This window comes from Massilia sp. CFBP9012, from assembly GCF_034045115.1.
Taxonomy (GTDB): domain Bacteria; phylum Pseudomonadota; class Gammaproteobacteria; order Burkholderiales; family Burkholderiaceae_D; genus Telluria.
Window position 1 is genome coordinate 189011 of record NZ_JAXCWM010000012.1, and the last position, 20278, is coordinate 209288.

Consider the following 20278-nt stretch of genomic DNA (forward strand, 5'->3'; position numbering starts at 1 on the left):
GCGCGCCGAGTTCGCCGCGTCGCAGCGCGGAACCGGCGCCGCCCCCAGCGCCACCCAAGCCGGTCGGACCGGCACCCTCCAGCAGACTGGCGGCGCCATCCCCCCATCACCCCACCGAGGAGAATGCATGAACCAGCAAGCCACTTTCGAAGGTTTTGTCCAGGCCCTGTCCACCCAGCTGGGAACGTCGCTCGACCCGGCGCCGGGCGCGCTCCAGGTCGACCTGAACGGCACGCCCTTCCTGATTGCCCACGATCCTGAACAGTGGGGCGACGAAAACGTGATGTTCGCCTGCGACTTCGGCCCCGCGCCCGAGCGCGACCGCGCCGAAATCTACGCGGCGCTGCTGGCCGCCAACCGCGACCTGCACGGGCTGTGGAGCCCGGTGTTCACGATGAATCCGGACACCGGTCACGTGGTATCGATGCTCGCCTTGCCGCTGGACGGGCTGGACCCGGGCAACGCGATGGACATGATGATCAAGCACGTGGCCGTCGCCCAGCGCTGGCAGCAGGACCATTTCCTGGTGCCTGAAGAAGCCTGACATCCGATTGCCATCGCCCTGACACATCGGTCTCGCAAAATGTGGCACGCCGCAACGAGAAATTTTGAGAAATTTCTTGTCGATAATCTTTCATAATAGAACGTCATGACCATTGCACGGTCGTGCCAGGCCGGCGGCATCCATGCGCGCCTGTGCAACACCCGTGCCATCGTGCGAGCCGGGTAGCACCGATCGAATCGGCTGCTGCCCGGTACCGCAGCCGAACCACGAATCGGAGTGACATGATGTGCCATTTGCGACGTGAAACGCGCGAGAGCGTTTCTGTTGTCCGGGATCACCCCGGAGACCCTGCCCGGCCGGAAACGGCGTCGGCGCCCGGCACCCAGGGAGGGCGCTGATGAATGTCGCCTGCTGTATCGGCAACGACGGCGCTTTCGAGGCGCTCGAAACCATCCTGATCCGCCACCGGCTGGCATGCGAGCGGTTGGGAGGCGAGCTGGCACTGATGCGCGCGATCCGGCGCCGCAGCTACGATCTGATCGTCTTCGAGATGACCGGGAGCGCGCTGCAGGACGATGGCTTCTTCAGCTGGCTCGGTTGCCGCTCGGGCGAGACCACGCCGGTGCTGCTGCTCGGCGCCGGCACCGCACCGGAGCGCATCGCCGAGGCCTTCGACAGCGGCGCGGACGAATACTGCGCCCTGCCACTCGAGCCGGTCGAGGTCGGTGCGCGCATGCGCGCGCTGCTGCGCCGGCGCGACCGCCTGCCGGTCCAGCGCACCATCGAGCACCATGGTTTCGTGCTCGACCGTGAAGCCAGCGTGCTGCGCGACCACGGGCGCCAGGTCGAACTGACGCCGCGCGAATTCACCATGGCCTGGCTGTTCTTCTCGACACCGGGCGTGTATATCTCGCGCGACACCATCAGCGTCGCCATCTGGGGCGTCGGCAGCGAGATCGCCAGCCGCACCATCGAGCAGCACGTCTACAAGCTGCGCAAGAAGCTGGCGCTGGGACCGGAACGGGGCGTGCTGCTGCGCACCGCATATACGCAGGGCTACCGGCTCGAGCTGGTCGGATCGGGCGCGGCAGCGATCGACATCGAGCACACCGGGGTGGTGCAAAATGTTGTATGTTAGAAACTCATTTCAGACATGCTGAGACATGTTGAGGGACAGGCAGGCCATGGCTTTCTATAATTTATCAAGGTCGACCGGATGGATCGCCTTGGCGCATGGCGTGCAGCAAGGGGCGGCCCGGGCGCACCGAACCGGTTAACCGATACTGTCCCTGCTTTCCATTCTTAAAAGGGAGAACATGATCAATCCACTTTCCGAGGCGCGTGATCTCATGCTCGAGATCCATGCGCTGGCGAATCTCGGTCAGCAATGCAGCGATATCCATATCGAGCAGGACGAACCAATGATGCTCAAGCTGCCGCGCGGCTGGCAGGCTGCCACCTCGGTCCCGGTACGCCTGGGCGAGATGCGCGCCCTGCTCGACACGATCGACGAGGACTGGGAAGACAAGATCGTCGAGCGCGCCATCGACCGCCTGATCACGCTGGGCGACTGCCGCCTGCGCTGCAATGTGTTCCGCGCCGGGCGCGGGCGCAAGGTCTGCATCTCGATGCGCTGCCTGCCGGTCAATCCGCTGCCGCTCGACCAGACCGGCCTGCCCTCCTACGTGCGCACGATGCTCGAGGCGACGCGCGGCATCATCCTGGTGACCGGGCCGACCGGCTCGGGCAAGACCACGACCATCGCGGCCATGCTCGACTACCTGAACTCGACCCGCAAGTCGCACATCGTCACCATCGAACAGCCGGTCGAATACGAGTTCGGGCGCAAGCAGGGCATCATCTCGCAGAAGGAAGTGCCGGTCGATACCGAAACCTTTGCCTCGGGCCTGCGCGAAGGCCTGCGCCAGAAGCCCGACGTGCTGATGGTGGGCGAGATCCGCGACCAGGACACGGCCGAGACGCTGCTGCATGCGGGCGAATCGGGTCACCTGGTGCTGGCCTCGATGCACACCAACAGCGCGGTCTCGGCGCTGACCCGCCTGCTGGCTTTCTTCCCGGCCGAGCAGCGCGAGCGCCATGCCGGCGCGCTGGCCGGCGCCCTGGTCGGCGTGGTCTGCCAGGGCCTGGTGCCTAGCGAGGACGGGCGCGCCTTCATGCTGGCCAGCGAAATGCTGTTCAATCACAATGGCCAGCTGGCCCAGTTCATCGGCGATCCGTCCAAGCACCACATGATCGCCGAATTCATGCGCCGCCAGGACGACAACATGTCGCGCAGCCTGAACGACGTGCTGGCGACGATGGTCGGCAAACGCCAGATCAGCGCGCGCGACGCGATGCGCGCGGCCTATAACCGCATGGAGCTGCACGACCTGCTCAACAGCCAGCGCTGAGCTCCCCGCCCCGCCGCAGCGCTCATTCGATGCGGTGCGGCGGACAGCGGCCGCAGATGCACACGCCGGCGCTGCACTCGGCGCCGGCATGCGGTGCGGGCCGCCCCGAACGGGCGCGCCGCAGCACCGCATCTCTTTTCCCCACGCCAGGTTTGCCTTCCCCCACGCGCAGCACCGGCTGCGGCAATCCGGGCGCCATTCCCAGCCAGGGCGTGCGATCCGCCAGGCCGATCGGCCCTTCCACCTCCCCTTCGCCGCCGATCATCGACGCCCCGGCCAGGCCGCCCCCTCCCAGGCCGAGCGGCATCGCCGACGGCAAGGCCAGCGGCAAGGCCAGCAGCAACGGCGGCAAGGCTGCCGCCGGCAGTACCTCATGAACGGTATCGACGTGCGTGGAAAGCGGCGCCGCAGGCGCCAACGGGGTCTTGTCCATCTTCCGAAGTCCTTGTCAGTCCGGCGCCAGTCCGGTGGTTTCCAGGTCGACCGGGCCGGAAGGCGTGCCGTCCTGCCCGAGTTCCGCGATCACCGCATACACGTGCGCCACCGCAGCATAGGTGGCGCGCGGCACCGGACGGGCCGCGCGGCCGGTGGCATACAGCGTGCGCGCCAGCCACACATGGCGGATCACGGGAATGCCCAGCGCATGGGCGCGCCGGATCATGGCCTGGGCGACTTCGTCGCGGCCCTTGGCCAGCACCAGCGGCACCGGCGTGGCCGCCGCGTCGTAGCGCATGGCGACCGCGAAGTGAGTCGGATTGACGACCACGGCATCGGCCTGCGCGGTGCTGTCCTCGGCCGGGGTGCCGGCCAGCTCGTGGGCCAGCTGGCGGCGCTGGCCCTTGACCTGCGGGTCGCCTTCGGAATTCTTGTATTCGCGCTTGATGTCTTCCATGCTCATCATGAGCGACTTGATCGTGAAATGACGCTGCACGGCGTAGTCGATCAGCGCCAGCACCAGGCAGATGCCCACCAGGGTGCGGAACTGGGCCCGCATCAGGGTCACCAGCCCCTCATGGATGCTGGCCGGCGTGCCGCCGGCAAAGCTCACCAGCGTCGGCAGCGCGTCGCGGATCAGCACCCAGGTGACCAGTCCCACCAGGGAGACCTTGATCAGCGAAATGCAGGCCTCGGCCACCTTGCGCATCGAAAACAGCTGCTTGATGCCGTTGGCGGGGTTGAGCTTGTCGATGCTGGGCGTGAGCACGCCGGGCGCGATCAGGATGCCGAACTGGCCCCAGTATCCGGCCACCGCAGCCACCGCGATCGCCACCAGGCAGACCGCGAACACCGGCAGCAGCAGGCTGAAAGCCTCGGTCGCCAGCTCGCCCTGGGCGTGCGCGAACGGTGTGCCGATGCGCGACAGCGCCAGTTCCATCAGGCCCTGGACGGCCGCGCGGCCCTGCCCCTCGAAAGCGAAGGCCAGCTCGCCCAGCAGGGCCAGCGGCATCACGCGCGCCAGGTCGCGGCTGACCGCGACGGTGCCCTTCGCGCGCGCATCCTGGAGCGACTTTTCTGTGGGCTTTTCGGTCTTTTCGCTCATCGCCCGGTGCTTCCGGCCAGCAGCGACGGAATCAGGTCGAGCGCGCGCGCGAAGTCGCCGCTCGCGTAGTGGGACAGCGTCGACCAGTACACCAGCAGCACGAACATGCCGGCCAGGCTCTTGATCGGCGAGGCCGCGAACGAGACCTGCAGGTTCGGCGCGAAGGCGCCGATAACGGCCATGCCGAGGTCGATCAGCACCAGCACCAGGATGATCGGCGCACCATACACGACGATATGCCACATCAGTTCCGCGAAGCGGTTGACCAGCACCGCCTGCGGCACATCGCCGAACGGCGGCCCGAGGCTGCCGACCGGCCAGGCCGCGTAGCTGTCGAGCACCACGCGCGCCAGTGCCGCCAGCAGGCCGGCGTGAATCATCATGACCACCATCGCCTGCAGGATCAGGCCGCCCAGGGCGCTGGCGTCGCGGTCGATCGAGGCGTTGCCGTTCTGGATCTGGATCGGCGAGCGCTGCATGTCGACGATCGAGCCGACCGATTGCAGGGCCCACATCGGCGCCGCCAGCAGGATGCCCAGCACCAGTCCGATCAGGGCTTCCTTGATCCCGAGCGCTGTCAGCAGCATGACGCCGGCGTGGTGGTCGCGCACGAAGTGGTAGGCCGGCAGCATGGCGGGCAGCGACATCCCGAAAGCCACCGCCGCGCGCAGCATGACGCCGAGCGTGCCGGCGCCGAAGCCCGGCAGGATGGCCAGCACCACGGCGGTGCGCGGAAGCGTCAGCGCCACGGCCAGCAGCAGGTGGTGCAGGTCGATCAGCATGGGACGTGCGCCTTCAGCGGCCGGTGCGTGCGACCAGGTCGAACGCCAGCGTGGTCAGGGTCATCAGCTCGCTGCCGAACCAGCGCCCCAGCAGCGCCAGCGTGACCGCCACCGCGACCAGCTTGACGATATAGGGCAGCGTCTGGTCCTGGATCTGGGTCACCGCCTGCAGAAGCGAGACGGCGACGCCGAGCATGGTCGCCACCAGCAGCGGCGGCGCCGACATGACGATGGCCAGCCACAGGCCCTGCTGGAAGAAATGGATGGTGTCGGCCACGTCAGGCTCCGGTGAAGGCGTGGCGCTCACACATAGGACAGCGCCAGCGCATTGAGCAGCTTGCCCCAGCCGTCCACCATCACGAACAGCAGCAGCTTGAGCGGGATCGAGATGGTCTGCGGGCTGACCTGCTGCATGCCGAGCGCCATCAGGAGGTTCGAGATCAGGAGGTCGATGACGACGAAGGGGATATAGATCAGGAAGCCGACCTCGTAGCCGGTCTGCAGCTCGGACACGACGAAGGCCGGAATCACGATCATGGCATCGGTGGCGCGCGCTTCGCGCGCCGCGTCGGCCGGCCACAGTTTTTTGGCCGACGCCAGGAACAGCTCGCGCTGCTCGGGGCGGCTGTACTTGAGCATGAACTGATGCAGAGGCTCGAAGGCCTCCGCCGCCTGCGGCAGCAGCGGCCGCGCCGCCGTGCGCGCGCCGGGTCCGTTGCTGGACTCCATCGCCATGACGCGCTGGCCGATTTCCTGCACCGTCGGCGCCATCACGAAGGCGCTCAGCGCCAGCGCGATGCCGTAGATGGCCAGCGTCGGCGGCACCTGCTGCACGCCCACGGCATTGCGCAGCACCAGCAGCACCAGCGAGATCTTCAGGAACGAGGTGGTGCACACGACCATCAGCGGCATCAGCGACAGCGCGCCGACCAGGACCGCAAATGACACCACATCGAACTGACCGCTCACGAAGCGCCTCCCCAGCGCGTCACGCGCAAGGCCAGGCGGCCCTCGACATCGAGCACCTCGGCGCGCCCGATGACCCGGCCGCCGCAGTCGATGGCGACGTCGAGCGGTGAACCGTGGCTCAGTTCCAGCACGCTGCCCGCTGCCAGCTGCTGCAGGCGGCCCAGCGGCAGCTGCACCCGGCCCAGCACGAAGTCGAGGGTGACCGGCAGCGCGGCCAGCGCCGCCGGGTCCATGCCGGCGCCAGGCGCGCGCTCGTCGCCGCCGATGCCGAAGTCGGACAGCGGCAATGCGGCGCCGCCGTCATCCATGTCCTGCTGTTCCATGCAAGGCTCCAGGTGAAGAATGTCGAGGTAATGCGGGGAGCGCCAGGCGACGTCCAGCGCGTGGCCGGCCAGCGTCAGGCGGCCCCTTCCCGCGCAGTCGAAGGCCGGCCTGTCGGCCAGCACGATGTCGCCCGGGTACAGGGCGTCGAACGCGGCGCGCGGCAGCGTGTGGCGGGCCAGCACCACCGAGGTCGTGATCGGCAATGCCGCAAAATGCGCCAGCGGCGCGGACCTGGTGCGCCAATCGGCCTGCGCCAGCAGCGCGCACCAGGTGGCGGCGCCGGCGCGCGCGTGGCAGGCCACGCTGTGATGGCCGCTGTGCAGCACCCAGCGCAGCACCACTTCGTCGTCGACCTGTCCAAGGGCGCCGGGCTGGAGCCGGGCGCAGGCTTCCAGCGGGGTGCCGTCCAGCGCGCCCAGCACGGCGCCGCACAGCCATGCGTCGGCGCCATCGCCAGGATCGACGCCGCCGAGCGCGCGCAGCCAGCGCGCGCCGTCGGACAGTTGCAGGGCGCCACAGGGCCCGTGCAACTGCATCGATCCGGTCCAGTCGAGCGTCGCCCGACCGTCATCGGCGTACAGGGTCATCCTGATGCGTTCGTCCGCCGGGCGCTGGGGCCACAGATCGAGGCTGCAGCCGGCGCCAAGGCGCGCAAACAGGGCCGCGCGTGCGCCCGACAGCGCACGCACGCCCGGCAACGGCGGGCGGACGGCGAGCGGACTGGGGGCGAATTCTGTGTCGAACATCGGCATCCTTCGGCGTCGGTGGATGGAAAGACGCGCACCGGCCGGATGTCAGAGCACGGTCAGGCGCGTCGCTTGCTGCATACGTCGCGCCAGGCCCTGTTCCAGTTCCATCGATTTTTCGTCCAGGCGGCGCCGCAGGCCGGCGTTGCTGCAACTGAGCAGGATGCGCAGCACCTGGTCGGCCCCCGGCGCCAGCAGCACGCCCAGCCGATCGCCGCCCGGCAGCAGCAGCTCGAACAGGTCCTGACCAGGGGCCTGGGCGGCGATGGCGTCGATCAGTCCGGCCTCCAGCGCGTCCGGTGGCGCGGCCGCCACGGCCTGGGTGGCGACCGCGCCGGCCGGCTCGCGCCCGCCACCGCCGCCTTCCCGTCCGGCGCCGCCCTCATGGCCGCGGCGCGCCTCCACCCGCGCATGTGGCGCCGCCTCGGGATCGAGCCGCGCCGCCGCGCTCTCGCCGGCCGGCGCCGACGGCGCACGGCGCTGTTCGTGCGCTGCTTCCTGGCGCTTCGGCGCCGGCAGATGCGACGCCGCCTGGCGCTGGCGCTCCGCCTGGGCCGCCTGCCAGGTGCCGGCAGGCGCATCGCGCCGGTCGCGCTCGCGCGGCGGATCGGGCTCGCCCCGTTCGTTTCTCGTCTCGTGAGTCGGTGTCGCCAGGATGCGCATTCAGTCCTCCACCTGCGCCAGCAGGCGCCGTAATTCCCCGTCCAGGATGCGCAGCTTCTCCTGGCGTTTGCGGGCGCGCCGGACTTCCTCGCCGGCGGCGAAATAGCGGCGGCCGTCGGCGCGGCAGGCGCCGACCTGTTCCTGGGCGGCGGCGCGCGCCACGGCGCCTTCGCGCCGGCCGCGCTCATAGGCGGCCTTGGCGGCGCGGAACTGGCCGCCGCTGCAGCGCATGGCGAAGAAGGCTGCGCGCGCGTCCTGCCAGTCCTGCATCGTCTGCGCTTCGCCCGCGCGCCAGGCCGCGACCGCCGCATGCAGCGCCGCGCGCGCCGTGCGCCAGGCCGCGCGCCGCGCCAGTTGCTCGCGCTCGGCGCTGGCGGTGCGCAGCTGGCGCAGCCGGCCCAGTTCGGCCATGCGCGGGTCGGGCCGGGCCGGGTCCTTCACGTCGACCGGTTCGCGCCGGTGCTGGCGCCCCCTCATGCCGCCAGATCCTGCAGGCGCTCCACGGTGTCGTCGAAGCCCGCGCTGGCGCGCGTGTCCTGGCGCAGGAAGTCGAGCTGGGCCGGGCGCCGGTCGACCGCCGCATCGGCCTCGGCATCGTTGCCGGCCTGGTATTCGCCGAGGCGGATCAGGAGCTCCATGTCGGCATAGCGCGACTGCAGCTGGCGAAAGCGCGAGGCCGCCTTCAATTGCTCGCGCGCGGCCACATTGCTCATCACCCGGCTGATGCTGGCCAGGATGTCGATCGCCGGATAATGCCCCTGCTCGGCCAGCTTGCGGGTCAGGACGATGTGGCCGTCCAGCAGCGAGCGGGCTTCCTCGCTGATCGGGTCGCTCGCATTGTCGCCGTCGGCCAGCACCGTGTACATGGCCGTGATCGAACCGCCGCGGGTGCCGCCGGCGCGCTCGATCAGGCGCGGCAGCATCGTGAACACCGAGGGCGTGAAGCCGCCGCGCGCCGGCGGCTCGCCCGCCGCCAGGCCGATCTCGCGCTGGGCGCGGGCGAAACGGGTCAGCGAATCGACCAGCAGCAGCACCTGCTTGCCGCGCGCGCAGAAGGCTTCGGCGATCGCGGTGGCGGTAAACGCCGCGCGCGAGCGCTCCATCGAGGTGCGGTCCGAGGTGGCGCACACGATCACGGTCTTGGCCACCAGCGTGGCGTCGAGTTCGTGCTCGAGGAACTCGTTCAGCTCGCGCCCCCGTTCGCCGATCAGGCCGAACACGATCACGTCGGCCGCGCAGTTGCGCGCGATCGAGGCCAGCAGGGTGGTCTTGCCGCAGCCGGGACCGGCGAACACGCCGACCCGCTGGCCGCGGCCCAGGGTCAGGAGGCCGTCGATCGCGCGCACACCGGTCGGCATCGGGGTGGCGATGCGCGGACGTTCGCTGGCCGGCGGCGCGTCGCGGATCACCGGCACCAGGTCGCGCCAGCCGCCGTCGTCGTCGCCAGGTGGCGGCGCGGCCGGGGCCCGGTACTGCAGGCGGCCGAAGCCGTCCAGCACGCAGCCGAACAGGTGTTCGCCCGCCTCGACCACGTGGCTGCGCCGCAGCGGCGTGATCATCGTGCGCGGCGACACGCCCTCCAGCGGGCTCAGGGCCGACAACAGGGTCGCGCTGCCGGTGAAACCGCACACCTCGGCCAGCATCGGCGGGCGATCGTCGTCGGGGTCGTGCAGATGGCATAGTTCGCCGATCCGCACCGGCGGCATCGCCGCCTCGACCAGCGTGCCCAGCACCTGGGTCACGCGGCCGCGCACCCGCATCCCCGGCTGGGCCGGCAAGGCGGCCAGCCAGCCGGGCATGCGTTCGCGCAAGGCGGCCAGGGCCTCGCTCAGTGCCTCGCTCAGTGCCTCGTCCACGCGCGCACTCACCACTGCACCTCGATCTTGCGCTTGCCGGCGAAGACCAGGCGCCCATCCTTCATCGACACCAGCCTGGTGCCGCGATACTCGTCGCCGACGAACAGGCGGTGCCCATCCTCGGTGACGACGCCGGCCTGGGCCCCGCTGAGCACCTGCTGGATCCGGAACGGCAGCAGCGCGCCCGATGGCACGATGCGGGCATCGACCGGGAAGCCGATGCCGTGGGCCGCGATGAAGCGTTTCAGCATGCGTTCGAAGCGTTCTTTCTCTTCGCCGTCGAGGTCGGCCCGCATCTCCCAGCGCGCGTCGTTCAGTTGCAGCTCGAAGCGCTCGAGCATCTGGCCATCGGCCAGTTCGCGTTCGAAGGCGGCGCGCAACGCGGCCCCGCTCAAGGCGGCGCTCTCCCGCGCCGCCGCTGCCACTGGCAGCGCCTGGGCCGGCTTGACGGGAATGTCGATGCCGAGCGGCGGCGCCGTCTCCGGACGCGCATTGAAGGCGTAGGCGGTGGCCGCGCACAGCACGATCACGATCCCGAACGGCAGCAGCACCAGGCGCTTGACGCTCGAGCGCCTGCGCAGGCGCGGCGGTGGCGGCGGCGTCTCGACGGTCGGCGGCGCGAGCGGCGGCGCTTCCGGCGCCACCGGCGCCGGCTCGGGCGCGGCCTGCCAGGGCATGTCCGGGGCGCTCAGGCACACCCAGACCTCGCCCAGGCGCGCGCGGGCGCCGGGCGCCAGCACCAGGCTTTCCCGGGCCTCGACGTCGAACTCGCCGCAGACCTCGCCGTCGAGCGCGTCGAGACGCCAGCCCTCCATGCCGGGAGACAGGCGCGCATGGCGCCGGGCCAGGCCGCGGTCGGCCAGCACCACGTCGCAGTGTTCGGCGCCGCCCAGCTCCAGGGCCTCGCCGATCAACGGCAGTGCCGCGCCGCGATGCAGGCCGCTCAGGATGCGTAGTTCGAGATTCGTCATGGGTCTTCCTTGCGTCAATGAAAATCGTGTTGCTTCAGCACTCGAGCATGCCGACCGGCTGGATATGCGCGTGCTGGGTCAGTTCCGAGAAGGCGTACACCGGCACCGCGAAGAACTCTTCCTCGATCAGGCGCCGCACCGCGCGCCGGATGTCGGCGGCGGTGACCAGCACCGGCGTACGGATGCCGGCCGTGCCCACCAGTTCGCCCAGGCGGTCGAGGGTCTGCTGTTCGAGTTCCGGATCGAGGTCGAGGTACAGTCCCTGGCTGGTCTGGCGCATCGCTGCGCGCACCTGGTCTTCCAGCTCGGGCGAGAGCAGCACCACCTCGATCAGGCCGTCGCGCGCCACTTCGTGGCACAACTGGCGTTTCAGGGCCAGACGCACCTGGTCGGCGACGATGTCCGAATCCTTCTCGCGCGGCACCCAGTCGAGCAGGGCCTCGAGGATCAGGCGCACATTGCGCAGCGAGACGCCTTCGCGCGCCAGGCGCTGCAGGACCTCGGCCATGCGCGGCGTCGTCACCAGTTTGCCCAGTTCGCGGGCGAACACCGGAATGCGTTTCTCGGCCCAGTAGGTGAAGCGCGACATCTCCTGCACGCCCAGGAACATCTGGCAGTTGCGCATCAATTCGGTGCGCACGTCGGCGGCGAACACCCGCTCCCACGGCTCGGCCGCGACGCCGGCTGCCTGCAGCTCGGCCCCCGCCGACAGGTCGACCCATACCCGGCGCTTGCGCGAGCCGGACACGCCGTCCTCGAGGGCGGTAAAGCCCAGCTCCTCGAGACGCCCGACCGATTCGGCGGTGGCGCCCCAGCCGCTGCGGATGCTGGCCGCCACCAGCGGCACCTCGGCCATCAGGAATTCGATCCGGTCCGGGCTGAGGTCGACCGCATACACGAAATCGATCATCGGCAGGTCGGGAATGCCCTGCTGCAGCAGGACCTCGTTGCGCATGATGCGCATCGCGTCCGTGATCGCCTCGGCGCGCGGACTGCCCTCGATCGCCGCCGGCAGGCGCACCATGAAGGGCCGGGTCGCCGTGAAGCTGAGCACGTCCGATACGCGGCCGCTGTCATGGGCGGCCTGGGTCGTGGCCTGGGCCGCCTCGGCCGCCGGACGCAAGACCCCGACCAGGCCTGCCACCACCAGCATCGCGGCCAGCGTCAGGAACACCGCTACCGGCATGCCGGGGATGCAGGCGAAGACCAGCATGATGACGCTGGCCGTCAGCAGCGCCTTCGGCTCGCCGAACAGCTCGCGCACGATGTCCTGGCCGATATTCGTCGTCTCGCCCTCTTCCTGCTCGCCGACCACGCGGGTCGTGATCATGCCGGCGGTCAGCGAGATCAGCAGCGCGGGAATCTGGGCGATCAGCGCGTCGCCGATGCTCAGCACCGAGTACAGCTGCACCGCCTCGCCGGCCGTCATGCCGCGCTGGATGACGCCGATCGCGATGCCGCCGACCAGGTTGACGCAGACGATGAAGATGCCGGCGATGGCGTCGCCCTTGACGAACTTCATCGCGCCGTCCATGGCGCCGTGCAGCTGGCTCTCGTTGGCCAGCTCGGCGCGCTTGGCGCGGGCTTCGTCGGCGCTGAGCAGGTTGGCGCGCAGATCGCTGTCGATCGACATCTGCTTGCCCGGCATCGCGTCCAGCGTGAAACGCGCCGCCACCTCGGACACGCGCTCCGAACCCTTGGTAATGACGATGAACTGCACCACGGTCAAGATCAGGAACACGACCAGACCCACCACGAGGTTACCGCCCACCACGAAGTTGCCGAAGGTCTCGACGATGTGGCCGGCGTCGGCCTCGAGCAGGATCTGGCGCGCGGTCGACACTTCCAGCGCCAGCCGGAACAGCGTCGTCAGCAGCAGCACCGCCGGGAAGGTGGAAAACGCGGTCGGCCCCGGCAGGTACATGGCCACCACCACCATCAGGCCGGCGACGCACAGGTTGACCGCGATCAGGATGTCGAGCAGCCAGATCGGCAGCGGCAGCACCAGCATCAGCACGATGGCGATCACCACCGCGGCCGCCGCCAGCTCGGCGCGTTCGGCGGCGCGCTGGGCGAAGCGGTTCAGGATCAATACCCAGCCGTGGATCATGGCGCCTCCCCTGCGTGCGCAGGCGCGGCGCGGCGCAACACCAGCGCGGCGAGGTCGGCGTGCCGGCTACGATCGAGCTGGCCGCGCAGCTGCGGCGTGAGCGGCTCGCCCAGTTCGCCGGCCGCATAGGCGGCCAGCAGCACCAGCATCGGCTGGCCCGGCCACAGCGACAGGCAGCCGCCGGCCAGGGTCGCGGCCTGCGGGTACTGACGGGCCTTCAGGTGGCCCCAGACCAGCCCGATGGCGGTCTCGAGGTCGCGATCGATATCACTTGCCATGGTCACTCTCCAGTTCGGACATCTGCATCTGCATGATGCGCAGGCGCATGCCGACCGCCGGTTCCAGCACAGCGATCGCATCGAGGCAGCGGCGGCGTTCGCCCGCTTCCAGCGTCAGTGCATGGGCGATCAGGCGCTTCTGCAGGCTGCGCAGCAAGGCCAGCGCGTCGTTGCCCCAGGCCGGATTGGTCGGCCCCATGCGCTGACCGACCATGTCGGTCAGCGGCGCGAACGCGTCGTGACGCGCGCCGGGCGACATCGGCGCGCCGCCATCGCCGACGAACAGCACGCCGGTATCGAGGTTCGGCGGCACATCGACCGGGGCCGCGGCGGCGCGCGCCGCGCCGGCGGCCATCGGCCGGCCACGCGCATTGCCATTGGCGCCGATGCCGGCGCCGGATACACCGAGCTTATTCATCGAGGAGCTCCTCCGCGTGACGCAGCGCCAGCGCGGCGCCACCCGGCCACGCCTGATCCGGCGTGCCCGGCCAGCGCCGCAGCAGGAACAGGCTGCCGTCCTCGAAGCGGGCCGGCAGCCAGTGGCCGGAGCGCTCCATCTCCCGTCCGCGCCGGCGCAGCAGCGCCGCAAGGTCCAGGCGTTCGGCGCGCGCCGCACTCAGGCCCAGTCCGGCCAGCACCAGGTCCTGGCCGGCGACCGGGTAGGCCAGCAGCTCGCGCTCTTCGCCGAGCGCCTGGCCCAGCACCTGATCCTCCTCGAGGGCCCTGGTCACCAGCGCGGCCAGCAGCTGCGCCCAGCCATCCCATCTTGCTGCGTCGTCATGCATGTCGATGCTCCTGGCTTGCGCGTAGTTGTCGTTCGGTGCGGTCGGCGCCCTGTGCCGGCGCGGCGCCCTCGCCGGCGTCCTGATCGAGTTCCTGCAGCAGCTTGCCGCGCGCCTCGTTGGTGGCCCACAGTTCGTGCGGCAAGATGCGCAGCGTCGCGGCCACCATCTGGCTGGCCTTGCGCCCGTCCCGGCCCTGGCCGCCGACGGCGCCGAGGCGGGTCAGCAGCGCGGCGCCGCCGGCGGCGCGGCCCGCTTCCAGCAGGCCGAGGCCGGTGCGCTCTGCGCTTGAGGGCCCCTTGCCGTCGTCGCCCTTGTCCAGCAAGCCGTTGCCACGCAGCTGGGCATGCAGGCCGGCGCCCTGCTCCAGGCAGGACACCAGCAGATTGATGCTGGCCGCCTGGCGCTGGGCCATCCAGACCTGGACGCCATCAAGGTCGTGACGGCGCATGGACGGATCCTGGGCCGCGCTGCGGCGCAGATCGGCCAACCGCTCGGCCAGCGCGCCCTTCCCGGGCGCCGCCATCCGTCCGGCCAGGGCCAGCGCATCGTCCAGCGCGCTGGCGCCGCCGATCTCGGCGCCGCCGCCCAGGCGCTCCCGCAACTGTTTCAACGCGCCCTCGTCGGGCGTCGCGTCGGCGGCCTCGTCGCACTGCAATACATCCACCCCAGCCGGACCGCCCTTGTCGTCCAGGCGCGCCGACAGGGCGCGCTCCATGCCGTCCGGCATGGCCTCGTCGTCGCCGGTGCCGCTGCGTTCGGCGTTTGCGATCGCGAGCATCAGCGCGTTCTCTGGCTCGGCCGCCGACCGCGCCTGCTGGGCGGTTCGGTTGCGCTGGGCGTTCTGGGACTGGGCCGGCGTCGGGCGCGGCATCTGGCGCAGCACGCCGGCGCGCTGCTGGTGGAACTGGGAGTGCGTCTGGGCGTTCGCCGGCGCCAGGCCGGGATGGCCGGCCACGCCGGGATGCATGGTGGGCTGCACGAGCGCCGGGGCGACGTGCTGCACGGGGTGATGGATTGTTCTCATGCAGGCTCAGTGGAGCCGGCGGGGCTGGCGGTTGCCTGCGGAAACTCATGATTTCTCAAAGTCTCAGGATTACTCAGCAAACCGTCACAGCGAAAAGTCTTCTTGCTATCTTGCAACTCATCGACACAGGGGAGCCCGGCCAAGCCCGGTCCGGCCGGCCCCGTCACCAACCCGGAGCCATCATGCCCACCACCGAGACCACCCTCCTCCCCCTGGCCGACGATACGGCGGCCCAACCGGTCGTCGCCATCGATCTGGACGCCCTGTTCCGCACCCACCAGGTGCACCTGTACCGCTTCGTACGCCGTTATGTGCGCAACAACGAGGATGCCGAGGACGTTGTGCAGCAGACTTTCGTCGAAGCGGTGCGCTGCGCGCCGCGCTACGCCGGCCTGTCCAAGCCGTCGACCTGGCTGTTCGGCATCGCCCTGAACCTGGCGCGCAACCATGTGCGCCGCAGCTATGCCGACCCGACCGACGAGCTGGACGACACGCTGCTGGAACAGATCGGCGACGAATACGCCAATCCGGCACGCCTGATCGAGCTGCGCCAGATCGCCCGACTGGCCCAGGACATGATGGAAAACCTGTCGGAAGACATGCGCGCCACCTTCGAGGCGGTGCTGGAGGGCGACTGCACCTACGAGGACGCGGCGACGCGCCTGGGCATCCCGATCGGCACCGTGCGTTCGCGCGTGTCGCGGGTACGGGCCGCCATTCGTACCCGCCTGGGATAGTCAAGCCGACGCCGCGACGCCGCCTCCCTCCCCTGTGCCCTCTTCAGGCCACCAGTGCGCGCGCCATGGCGGCACTGTCCATCAAGGCGTCGAGCACGTCCGGCTCGGCGCGCAGCGCCGCCAGTCCCAGGTGGCGCACCATCACCTCGCATCCCAGGTCCGCATGCCAGGCCAGCTCGCAGCCGGCCGGCGCCGGCTGGCGTACGCGCTGCGTGCCGCCGCGCGGCAGTTGCGCTGCGATCGTCATGCCGCCCTCCAGGGCCGGCATCGCGATGACCACGATCTCTCCCAGCTGCACCGTCAGCGCCGCGCTGTCGTCGCCGGCCAGCTGCGCCATCTCGCGCAGAAAGCGGTTCAGGCCGGCCTGGCTGCCGTCGATGCAGTCGGGGCCGAGCGGCTCGACATCGGCATAGGCCTCGGCGCCACACGGCGCACGGGCGCCGGCAGGCAGGATGTCGGATACGGCGTCGTGATGGGAAATCGGGTTCATGGCAGCTCCTGTGCGGTCCGGGGAATCTCAACAAAGTTCAACAGATGCCGGTCTGTGGCGCATTGCGGAGAAGAGTTCCCGAAAGATTGAAATCTTTTCCAGCGCCGATTACAGAAAATGGCATTCCGACTGGTAAGCCCTGTCATCCAGACGACTGCCTGCCGAATCCCAGCCATGATCAACGGATGCGCCGCCACCAGCGCGATGAGAAAGCCCAGCCAGGCTGGCAACGACCGCCGCCGGCCACCAAACAGGAATGCGCCGGCCCCGAACGCGGCAGCCGGGCCGACCCAGACCGCAAACCGCAGCATGTCCAGGCGCGCATCGCCCTCGCACACGTCGATCGGGGCGTAAGAGGACGCGGCACAGGCGAATACTCGCGCGCAGAGCCACTGGCTCACCATGTCGGCCACGCCCAGGCTGGCGACGCCCAGCAGGGCGAACGCCATGCCAATGGCGAGCCGCTTGCCGCCGCCGGTCATGTGATCTCCCAGAATAATATCTTGGACGAGCGCCCGAGATCCGACTACCCCCATGACGTTCCCGCGCCGAGCGAGCCGAGGCCAAGGCGTCGGCCCGTCGTGGAAAAAAACTCATGCCCGTTGCGGTCGACCTGGCCCCGTTCCACAGATCGATGTGATCCCCGTGGGCTTGTCGGCAGCTTCTCGGCGAAGGAACCATTGAAGTGACCAAGCCACTTATGTTCAGCTGCCAGATGCAGCGCTTCGCTTCCAACCCCATCATCAAGGAGAATCACATGCTCGGTCTCATTTCTGCAGGTATCAGCGGCATCAGCGCCCTGTCCAGCCTCGGCGGCAGCACCGCCAGCAATGCCAGCGACCGCGCTGCGACGGACGCCAACAACAACACCCAGGATACCAAGAACCTGAACACCCTCAACACCCGTAACTCGCAGCAGGACGAGGCCGATTCGATCGCCGACCAGAGCATGGAAAACGGCATCAACGGCATGAAGGTCAAGATGGCCGAAGCCCAGATCCGCCGTTCGAACGACACCGTCCAGGCCGCCGGCTCGATCGGCTAAGCAGTCCATGGCCGCCGGCGTCTGCGGGCCCGGCGGATTTCTTTATCCTTTTTTCGGGAGGATTTCCGATGACGACACTCCAGAGCACCATGCTGTCGCAACGCAGCGGCGACGCCCGTGTCCAGAGCGCCGAAGCCCATGCGGCCGAGGCCCAGGCCCTGGGTGAACAGGCGACCCAGGATGCGCTGTGGCGCATCGCCCAGAACAATGCGATGGCCAAGCTGCGCGGCTACAACACGCTGGCCAAGTCGGCCAACGACATGGCCTGATTGCGTCTTTACCTCGATCCCGGCGCCCCCGCCGGCCGCATGCGGCCCGGGGGCGCTTCTTCATTGTCGAACGATAAAAGAAAAGCCGCGCACGGCATGCCGTGCGCGGCTGGCGACGATGCGGACACTAGCTGCCAGGGGCGGCCGGCGCCGCCCGAACCGGCGCAGGCGCAGGCGCCGGTGCCGGCGCCACCTCCATCGACGGCGTATCGACCATCAGCAGGGCCGAGCGCCCCACGGTCGAGCGGCGCGGCGCGGCGGTGCCGCCCTGGGCCAGGCGCGGCGTGATCAGGAACAGGCGCTCGCGGTCGCGCCGGGTCTCGGACTCGTTGCGGAACAGGCCCCCGATACCGGCCAGGTCGCCCAGCAGCGGCACCTTGTTCTGCTCGCGCTTGGTCTGCTCCGAGTGATAGCCGCCGATCATCAGCGTCTGCTGCAGCTCGATCATCGCCTGGGTGGTGATGGTCGCGCGGTTGGCATTGGTCTTGCCGCCGACCTCGGTCAAGCCGCCGTCCTCGATGTCGACGTCGAGCCGCACCCGCGTGGCGCGGCCGTCGCGCAGGATGCGCGGCAACACCCGCAGCATGGTGCCGGCGGTGATGTCGGCCAGGTCGCTGACGCGCTCGCCCACCAGCGGGACATAGGCGGTCTGGCTCAGGTCCAGCACGGCGGCCACGTTTTCCAGCGTCAGCACGGTCGGCTTGGCCAGCACGCGCGCCTCGCCCGTGCCCTCGAGCGCCTTCAGGCGCGCATAGAAGTTGGCGGCATTACGGATCAGGAGGGTCGAACCGGGCAGCGGCAGCGCCACCCCGGCCGAGTCGCCCGAGCCGCCATTGACGGTCACGTTGCTGGTGCCGACCGACAAGCTCCATTCGACGCCCATATCGGCCAGGCGGGTGCGGTCGATGTCGACGATCAGCGCTTCGATCTCGACCTGGGCCGGTTCGACGTCGAGATCGTCGATCAGGCGCTGGTAACTGTCGCGCTTGCTGACGTGGTCGTAGATCAGGATCGCGTTCAGCGCCGGATCGGCCTCGATGCGCGGCCGTTCGGCGCGCTCGGCGTTGCGCGCGTCGCGCCGGCGGCTGGATGCCGTGTCGGCGGCGGCGGCGTCCGTCTCGGCAGCGCCCGGGCTCGCGCCCCTGGCCGCGAACGGCAGCGGCAGCGCCGTGCGCAGGGCTTCGGCGCCGGCCGCGAAATCGAGCTCCTGCGCCTCGCCCGGGCCCATCGGCGCGGTGCGCGAGCGCTTGCGGCTGGCGGCGTCGAAATCGGTGGCCGGCGCCGCCAGGCGCTCGGGCGTCGCCGGATTGAGCAGGTTCGACAGGATGGTCTTGAGGCCGGGCAGCGTCTCGCGCGTGCCGCGCAACTGGATCACGCGGTCGGTCGCGCTAGCGTACTTGAGCCGGAACAGCATCATCTGGCGTTCCTGCGACGGCTCCTTCTTCTTGCCGCCGGGGAGCAGGATCTCGCCCGCCAGCCGCACGTATTCGCGCGGACCGCTGACCAGCACCACGCCCTCGTCGGGCAACTCGCCCCAGCCGAAGCGGGTGTCGAACAGGCCCAGCCCCTGCAGCGCGGCCTTGGCGTCCTGAACGGCGTCCTCGCCGACCTCGATCCGCACCGAGCGGGTGTCGTCGAGCGGCACCACGTACAGCACGCCGTTGTAGACGAACCAGTTGAAGCGGTGGCTGGCTGCCAGACGGTCGAGGAAGGCGGCGCCGTCGTCGGCCTGCAGGCGGCCTTGCAAGGCCTGGCTCGCGCGCACCTGGATGTCGAGCTTGACGCCATAGGTCTTGCCGAATTCCTGCAGCACCTTCGACAGCTTCATATTATTGGCATCGATCGAGAAACCGGTCGCCTTCCAGCTGGACGGCACGGCGGCGCCGGCCGGCATGCAGCACAGCGCGGCCATGGCGGCGCTCAACAGGCTGTTGCGTAATCGCTTGATCATCGTGACTCTCATGGGTTGGTGCGGGCGAACAGGCCGCGCAGGCGCTGCTGCTGGCGCAATTCCTGGCTGGCACGCGCGCAGGCGCTGCCGGCATCGCCCTGCGCCGGCAGCAGCGCGCGCCAGGCGGCGCGCTGTTCGAGCAGGGCCGCGCGCGCCGCGTCCAGCGCCGGTGCATCGGGCAAGGTGTCCAGCCAGCGCGTCAGCGCCAGCCAGCGCCCGTCGTCATTGCAGGCCAGGCCGGCATCGAAACAGAGGGCGCTCGACAGGCCGAGCCCCAGCGCCGCGCGCAGCGCATCCGGATCGTGGGCCGGCCCCAGCACGACGCTGAGCTGCGCCCCGTCGCCGACACGGCGCAGCTGGACGTCCTGGTCCTGCGCTGGCGGCTGGCTCATCGCGTTTCCGTCAGGACGGTCTTGAGCGGCTTCTCGTGCAGCTTGAGCTGGGCCTGCATCGCCTGTTCGACCGTCATGCGCTGCTCCAGCATGGCGGTGAAAGCGGCCGGATCGGGCTCTTCGCCGGCCGCCTGGGCCTGCATGAAATCTTCGATCTGGCCATTGGCGGCGTCCATGCGACGATCCAGGCGGCGCAATGGGTCGATGCTGGCTGCATGTGAGACGGACATGTCGGACTCCCTTTCGAGACAAGGTGGATGCGCCCCGACCGCAGGGGCGCGTGCAGGGTGAGTGCACGCGGTGCACAAAACGGTTCCATCGACGCGAAAAAAAAGGCGCTGTCATCGTTAGATATGGATGAGCATTGAACTGCTGAGCTGACCCGCGGTCAAATCCTGGTCGTCATCGATCGGGAGCGCACGATGAAAGC

The 20278-nt window shown here is 69.6% G+C and carries 26 protein-coding genes; 6 read left to right on the forward strand and 20 right to left on the reverse strand.

Translation table 11 applies throughout. The annotated features are described in order from the left end of the window. The first annotated feature begins 127 nt into the window (after nt 1-127). From SOM61_RS20160 to SOM61_RS20170, 3 genes are all read left to right on the forward strand, one after another. A complete protein-coding gene (locus tag SOM61_RS20160; protein ID WP_320475732.1) occupies nt 128-544 on the forward strand; it encodes a CesT family type III secretion system chaperone in 417 nt (138 codons plus the stop codon). 358 nt (nt 545-902) lie between these two features. Next, the gene (locus tag SOM61_RS20165) at nt 903-1643 is read left to right on the forward strand and encodes a response regulator transcription factor (RefSeq protein ID WP_109343926.1); all 741 of its coding nucleotides are present in this window, start codon (nt 903-905) and stop codon (nt 1641-1643) included. Nucleotides 1644-1821: 178 nt separating this feature from the next. Then, nucleotides 1822-2916: a type IV pilus twitching motility protein PilT gene (locus SOM61_RS20170; protein WP_320475733.1), complete on the forward strand. Its 1095-nt coding sequence runs from the start codon at nt 1822-1824 to the stop codon at nt 2914-2916. 22 nt (nt 2917-2938) lie between these two features. Here the strand turns inward: SOM61_RS20170 and SOM61_RS20175 are convergent, their stop codons facing one another. The 15 genes from SOM61_RS20175 to SOM61_RS20245 all read right to left on the reverse strand — a co-directional run bounded on the left by SOM61_RS20175 (nt 2939) and on the right by SOM61_RS20245 (nt 14964). Further along, the gene (locus tag SOM61_RS20175) at nt 2939-3268 is read right to left on the reverse strand and encodes a hypothetical protein (protein ID WP_320475734.1); all 330 of its coding nucleotides are present in this window, start codon (nt 3266-3268) and stop codon (nt 2939-2941) included. 96 nt (nt 3269-3364) lie between these two features. Continuing rightward, complete coding sequence (gene sctU / locus SOM61_RS20180) at nt 3365-4456, reverse strand: type III secretion system export apparatus subunit SctU (protein ID WP_320475735.1); 1092 nt, start codon at nt 4454-4456, stop codon at nt 3365-3367. Continuing rightward, complete coding sequence (gene sctT, locus SOM61_RS20185) at nt 4453-5238, reverse strand: type III secretion system export apparatus subunit SctT (protein ID WP_109343931.1); 786 nt, start codon at nt 5236-5238, stop codon at nt 4453-4455. The genes sctU and sctT overlap by 4 nt, the downstream gene beginning before the upstream one ends. Before the next feature lie 13 nt (nt 5239-5251). Then, nucleotides 5252-5515 carry a type III secretion system export apparatus subunit SctS gene (gene sctS / locus SOM61_RS20190; RefSeq protein WP_320475736.1) on the reverse strand — a complete coding sequence of 88 codons (264 nt, stop codon included), beginning with the start codon at nt 5513-5515 and terminating at the stop codon, nt 5252-5254. Nucleotides 5516-5541: 26 nt separating this feature from the next. Then, nucleotides 5542-6150, reverse strand: coding sequence for a type III secretion system export apparatus subunit SctR (sctR, locus tag SOM61_RS20195; RefSeq protein WP_229446696.1), 609 nt, complete (start codon nt 6148-6150; stop codon nt 5542-5544). 53 nt (nt 6151-6203) lie between these two features. Next, nucleotides 6204-7277, reverse strand: a complete 1074-nt coding sequence (locus SOM61_RS20200) for a FliM/FliN family flagellar motor switch protein (protein WP_320475737.1) — start codon at nt 7275-7277, stop codon at nt 6204-6206. 48 nt (nt 7278-7325) lie between these two features. Next, nucleotides 7326-7940 carry a hypothetical protein gene (locus SOM61_RS20205; RefSeq protein WP_320475738.1) on the reverse strand — a complete coding sequence of 205 codons (615 nt, stop codon included), beginning with the start codon at nt 7938-7940 and terminating at the stop codon, nt 7326-7328. After that, nucleotides 7941-8417, reverse strand: coding sequence for a hypothetical protein (locus SOM61_RS20210; RefSeq protein ID WP_320475739.1), 477 nt, complete (start codon nt 8415-8417; stop codon nt 7941-7943). Then, on the reverse strand, nt 8414-9739 hold the full coding sequence (locus tag SOM61_RS20215; protein ID WP_475439532.1) for a FliI/YscN family ATPase: 1326 nt from the start codon (nt 9737-9739) through the stop codon (nt 8414-8416). Before SOM61_RS20215 ends, SOM61_RS20210 begins: the two co-directional genes overlap by 4 nt. Before the next feature lie 65 nt (nt 9740-9804). Further along, nucleotides 9805-10767, reverse strand: coding sequence for an FHA domain-containing protein (locus SOM61_RS20220; protein ID WP_320475741.1), 963 nt, complete (start codon nt 10765-10767; stop codon nt 9805-9807). A 34-nt stretch (nt 10768-10801) separates the two neighbouring features. Continuing rightward, complete coding sequence (gene sctV, locus SOM61_RS20225; RefSeq protein ID WP_320475742.1) at nt 10802-12877, reverse strand: type III secretion system export apparatus subunit SctV; 2076 nt, start codon at nt 12875-12877, stop codon at nt 10802-10804. Then, entirely contained in the window at nt 12874-13155 is a 282-nt protein-coding gene (locus tag SOM61_RS20230) for a hypothetical protein (RefSeq protein WP_320475743.1), read from the reverse strand. The genes sctV and SOM61_RS20230 overlap by 4 nt, the downstream gene beginning before the upstream one ends. Beyond that, nucleotides 13145-13573 (reverse strand): hypothetical protein, encoded by a 429-nt coding sequence (locus tag SOM61_RS20235; protein ID WP_320475744.1) that lies wholly within the window; start codon nt 13571-13573, stop codon nt 13145-13147. The genes SOM61_RS20230 and SOM61_RS20235 overlap by 11 nt, the downstream gene beginning before the upstream one ends. After that, nucleotides 13566-13940, reverse strand: a complete 375-nt coding sequence (locus tag SOM61_RS20240) for a hypothetical protein (RefSeq protein WP_320475745.1) — start codon at nt 13938-13940, stop codon at nt 13566-13568. The genes SOM61_RS20235 and SOM61_RS20240 overlap by 8 nt, the downstream gene beginning before the upstream one ends. After that, on the reverse strand, nt 13933-14964 hold the full coding sequence (locus SOM61_RS20245; RefSeq protein WP_320475746.1) for a hypothetical protein: 1032 nt from the start codon (nt 14962-14964) through the stop codon (nt 13933-13935). Before SOM61_RS20245 ends, SOM61_RS20240 begins: the two co-directional genes overlap by 8 nt. A 182-nt stretch (nt 14965-15146) precedes the next feature. On the opposite strand from SOM61_RS20245, the gene SOM61_RS20250 reads away from it, so the two are divergent. After that, nucleotides 15147-15701: an RNA polymerase sigma factor gene (locus SOM61_RS20250; RefSeq protein ID WP_109343941.1), complete on the forward strand. Its 555-nt coding sequence runs from the start codon at nt 15147-15149 to the stop codon at nt 15699-15701. 43 nt (nt 15702-15744) lie between these two features. Here SOM61_RS20250 and SOM61_RS20255 read toward each other — a convergent pair whose 3' ends face one another. Beyond that, complete coding sequence (locus SOM61_RS20255) at nt 15745-16191, reverse strand: hypothetical protein (RefSeq protein WP_320475747.1); 447 nt, start codon at nt 16189-16191, stop codon at nt 15745-15747. Then, nucleotides 16188-16673, reverse strand: a complete 486-nt coding sequence (locus SOM61_RS20260) for a hypothetical protein (protein ID WP_320475748.1) — start codon at nt 16671-16673, stop codon at nt 16188-16190. The genes SOM61_RS20255 and SOM61_RS20260 overlap by 4 nt, the downstream gene beginning before the upstream one ends. A gap of 203 nt (nt 16674-16876) precedes the next feature. Between SOM61_RS20260 and SOM61_RS20265 the strand changes: the two genes are divergently transcribed. Continuing rightward, on the forward strand, nt 16877-17236 hold the full coding sequence (locus SOM61_RS20265) for a hypothetical protein (RefSeq protein ID WP_162819412.1): 360 nt from the start codon (nt 16877-16879) through the stop codon (nt 17234-17236). 68 nt (nt 17237-17304) lie between these two features. Next, entirely contained in the window at nt 17305-17505 is a 201-nt protein-coding gene (locus SOM61_RS20270; protein WP_109343945.1) for a hypothetical protein, read from the forward strand. Nucleotides 17506-17632: 127 nt separating this feature from the next. Here SOM61_RS20270 and sctC read toward each other — a convergent pair whose 3' ends face one another. From sctC to SOM61_RS20285, 3 genes are read right to left on the reverse strand one after another with little or no spacing between them, the layout of a single operon-like run. Beyond that, nucleotides 17633-19456 carry a type III secretion system outer membrane ring subunit SctC gene (gene sctC / locus SOM61_RS20275; protein WP_320475749.1) on the reverse strand — a complete coding sequence of 608 codons (1824 nt, stop codon included), beginning with the start codon at nt 19454-19456 and terminating at the stop codon, nt 17633-17635. 8 nt (nt 19457-19464) lie between these two features. Next, the gene (locus tag SOM61_RS20280) at nt 19465-19848 is read right to left on the reverse strand and encodes a hypothetical protein (RefSeq protein ID WP_320475750.1); all 384 of its coding nucleotides are present in this window, start codon (nt 19846-19848) and stop codon (nt 19465-19467) included. Further along, the gene (locus SOM61_RS20285; protein ID WP_109343947.1) at nt 19845-20078 is read right to left on the reverse strand and encodes a hypothetical protein; all 234 of its coding nucleotides are present in this window, start codon (nt 20076-20078) and stop codon (nt 19845-19847) included. The genes SOM61_RS20280 and SOM61_RS20285 overlap by 4 nt, the downstream gene beginning before the upstream one ends. Between the last annotated feature and the right edge of the window lie 200 nt (nt 20079-20278).

Excerpts from the sequence above, each read along its gene's own strand:
- SOM61_RS20220 (WP_320475741.1), bottom strand. The coding sequence starts at position 10,767 with ATGACGAATCTCGAACTACGCATCCTGAGCGGCCTGCATCGCGGCGCG.
- SOM61_RS20285 (WP_109343947.1), bottom strand. The coding sequence starts at position 20,078 with ATGTCCGTCTCACATGCAGCCAGCATCGACCCATTGCGCCGCCTGGAT.
- SOM61_RS20235 (WP_320475744.1), bottom strand. The coding sequence starts at position 13,573 with ATGAATAAGCTCGGTGTATCCGGCGCCGGCATCGGCGCCAATGGCAAT.
- sctT (WP_109343931.1), bottom strand. The coding sequence starts at position 5,238 with ATGCTGATCGACCTGCACCACCTGCTGCTGGCCGTGGCGCTGACGCTT.
- sctC (WP_320475749.1), bottom strand. The coding sequence starts at position 19,456 with ATGATCAAGCGATTACGCAACAGCCTGTTGAGCGCCGCCATGGCCGCG.
- SOM61_RS20250 (WP_109343941.1), top strand. The coding sequence starts at position 15,147 with ATGCCCACCACCGAGACCACCCTCCTCCCCCTGGCCGACGATACGGCG.
- SOM61_RS20280 (WP_320475750.1), bottom strand. The coding sequence starts at position 19,848 with ATGAGCCAGCCGCCAGCGCAGGACCAGGACGTCCAGCTGCGCCGTGTC.
- sctV (WP_320475742.1), bottom strand. The coding sequence starts at position 12,877 with ATGATCCACGGCTGGGTATTGATCCTGAACCGCTTCGCCCAGCGCGCC.
- SOM61_RS20215 (WP_475439532.1), bottom strand. The coding sequence starts at position 9,739 with ATGCCCGGCTGGCTGGCCGCCTTGCCGGCCCAGCCGGGGATGCGGGTG.
- SOM61_RS20210 (WP_320475739.1), bottom strand. The coding sequence starts at position 8,417 with ATGAGGGGGCGCCAGCACCGGCGCGAACCGGTCGACGTGAAGGACCCG.
- SOM61_RS20170 (WP_320475733.1), top strand. The coding sequence starts at position 1,822 with ATGATCAATCCACTTTCCGAGGCGCGTGATCTCATGCTCGAGATCCAT.
- SOM61_RS20245 (WP_320475746.1), bottom strand. The coding sequence starts at position 14,964 with ATGAGAACAATCCATCACCCCGTGCAGCACGTCGCCCCGGCGCTCGTG.
- SOM61_RS20230 (WP_320475743.1), bottom strand. The coding sequence starts at position 13,155 with ATGGCAAGTGATATCGATCGCGACCTCGAGACCGCCATCGGGCTGGTC.
- SOM61_RS20270 (WP_109343945.1), top strand. The coding sequence starts at position 17,305 with ATGACGACACTCCAGAGCACCATGCTGTCGCAACGCAGCGGCGACGCC.
- SOM61_RS20200 (WP_320475737.1), bottom strand. The coding sequence starts at position 7,277 with ATGTTCGACACAGAATTCGCCCCCAGTCCGCTCGCCGTCCGCCCGCCG.
- SOM61_RS20260 (WP_320475748.1), bottom strand. The coding sequence starts at position 16,673 with ATGACCGGCGGCGGCAAGCGGCTCGCCATTGGCATGGCGTTCGCCCTG.
- SOM61_RS20160 (WP_320475732.1), top strand. The coding sequence starts at position 128 with ATGAACCAGCAAGCCACTTTCGAAGGTTTTGTCCAGGCCCTGTCCACC.
- SOM61_RS20240 (WP_320475745.1), bottom strand. The coding sequence starts at position 13,940 with ATGCATGACGACGCAGCAAGATGGGATGGCTGGGCGCAGCTGCTGGCC.
- SOM61_RS20165 (WP_109343926.1), top strand. The coding sequence starts at position 903 with ATGAATGTCGCCTGCTGTATCGGCAACGACGGCGCTTTCGAGGCGCTC.
- sctR (WP_229446696.1), bottom strand. The coding sequence starts at position 6,150 with ATGCCGCTGATGGTCGTGTGCACCACCTCGTTCCTGAAGATCTCGCTG.
- SOM61_RS20255 (WP_320475747.1), bottom strand. The coding sequence starts at position 16,191 with ATGAACCCGATTTCCCATCACGACGCCGTATCCGACATCCTGCCTGCC.
- SOM61_RS20205 (WP_320475738.1), bottom strand. The coding sequence starts at position 7,940 with ATGCGCATCCTGGCGACACCGACTCACGAGACGAGAAACGAACGGGGC.
- sctU (WP_320475735.1), bottom strand. The coding sequence starts at position 4,456 with ATGAGCGAAAAGACCGAAAAGCCCACAGAAAAGTCGCTCCAGGATGCG.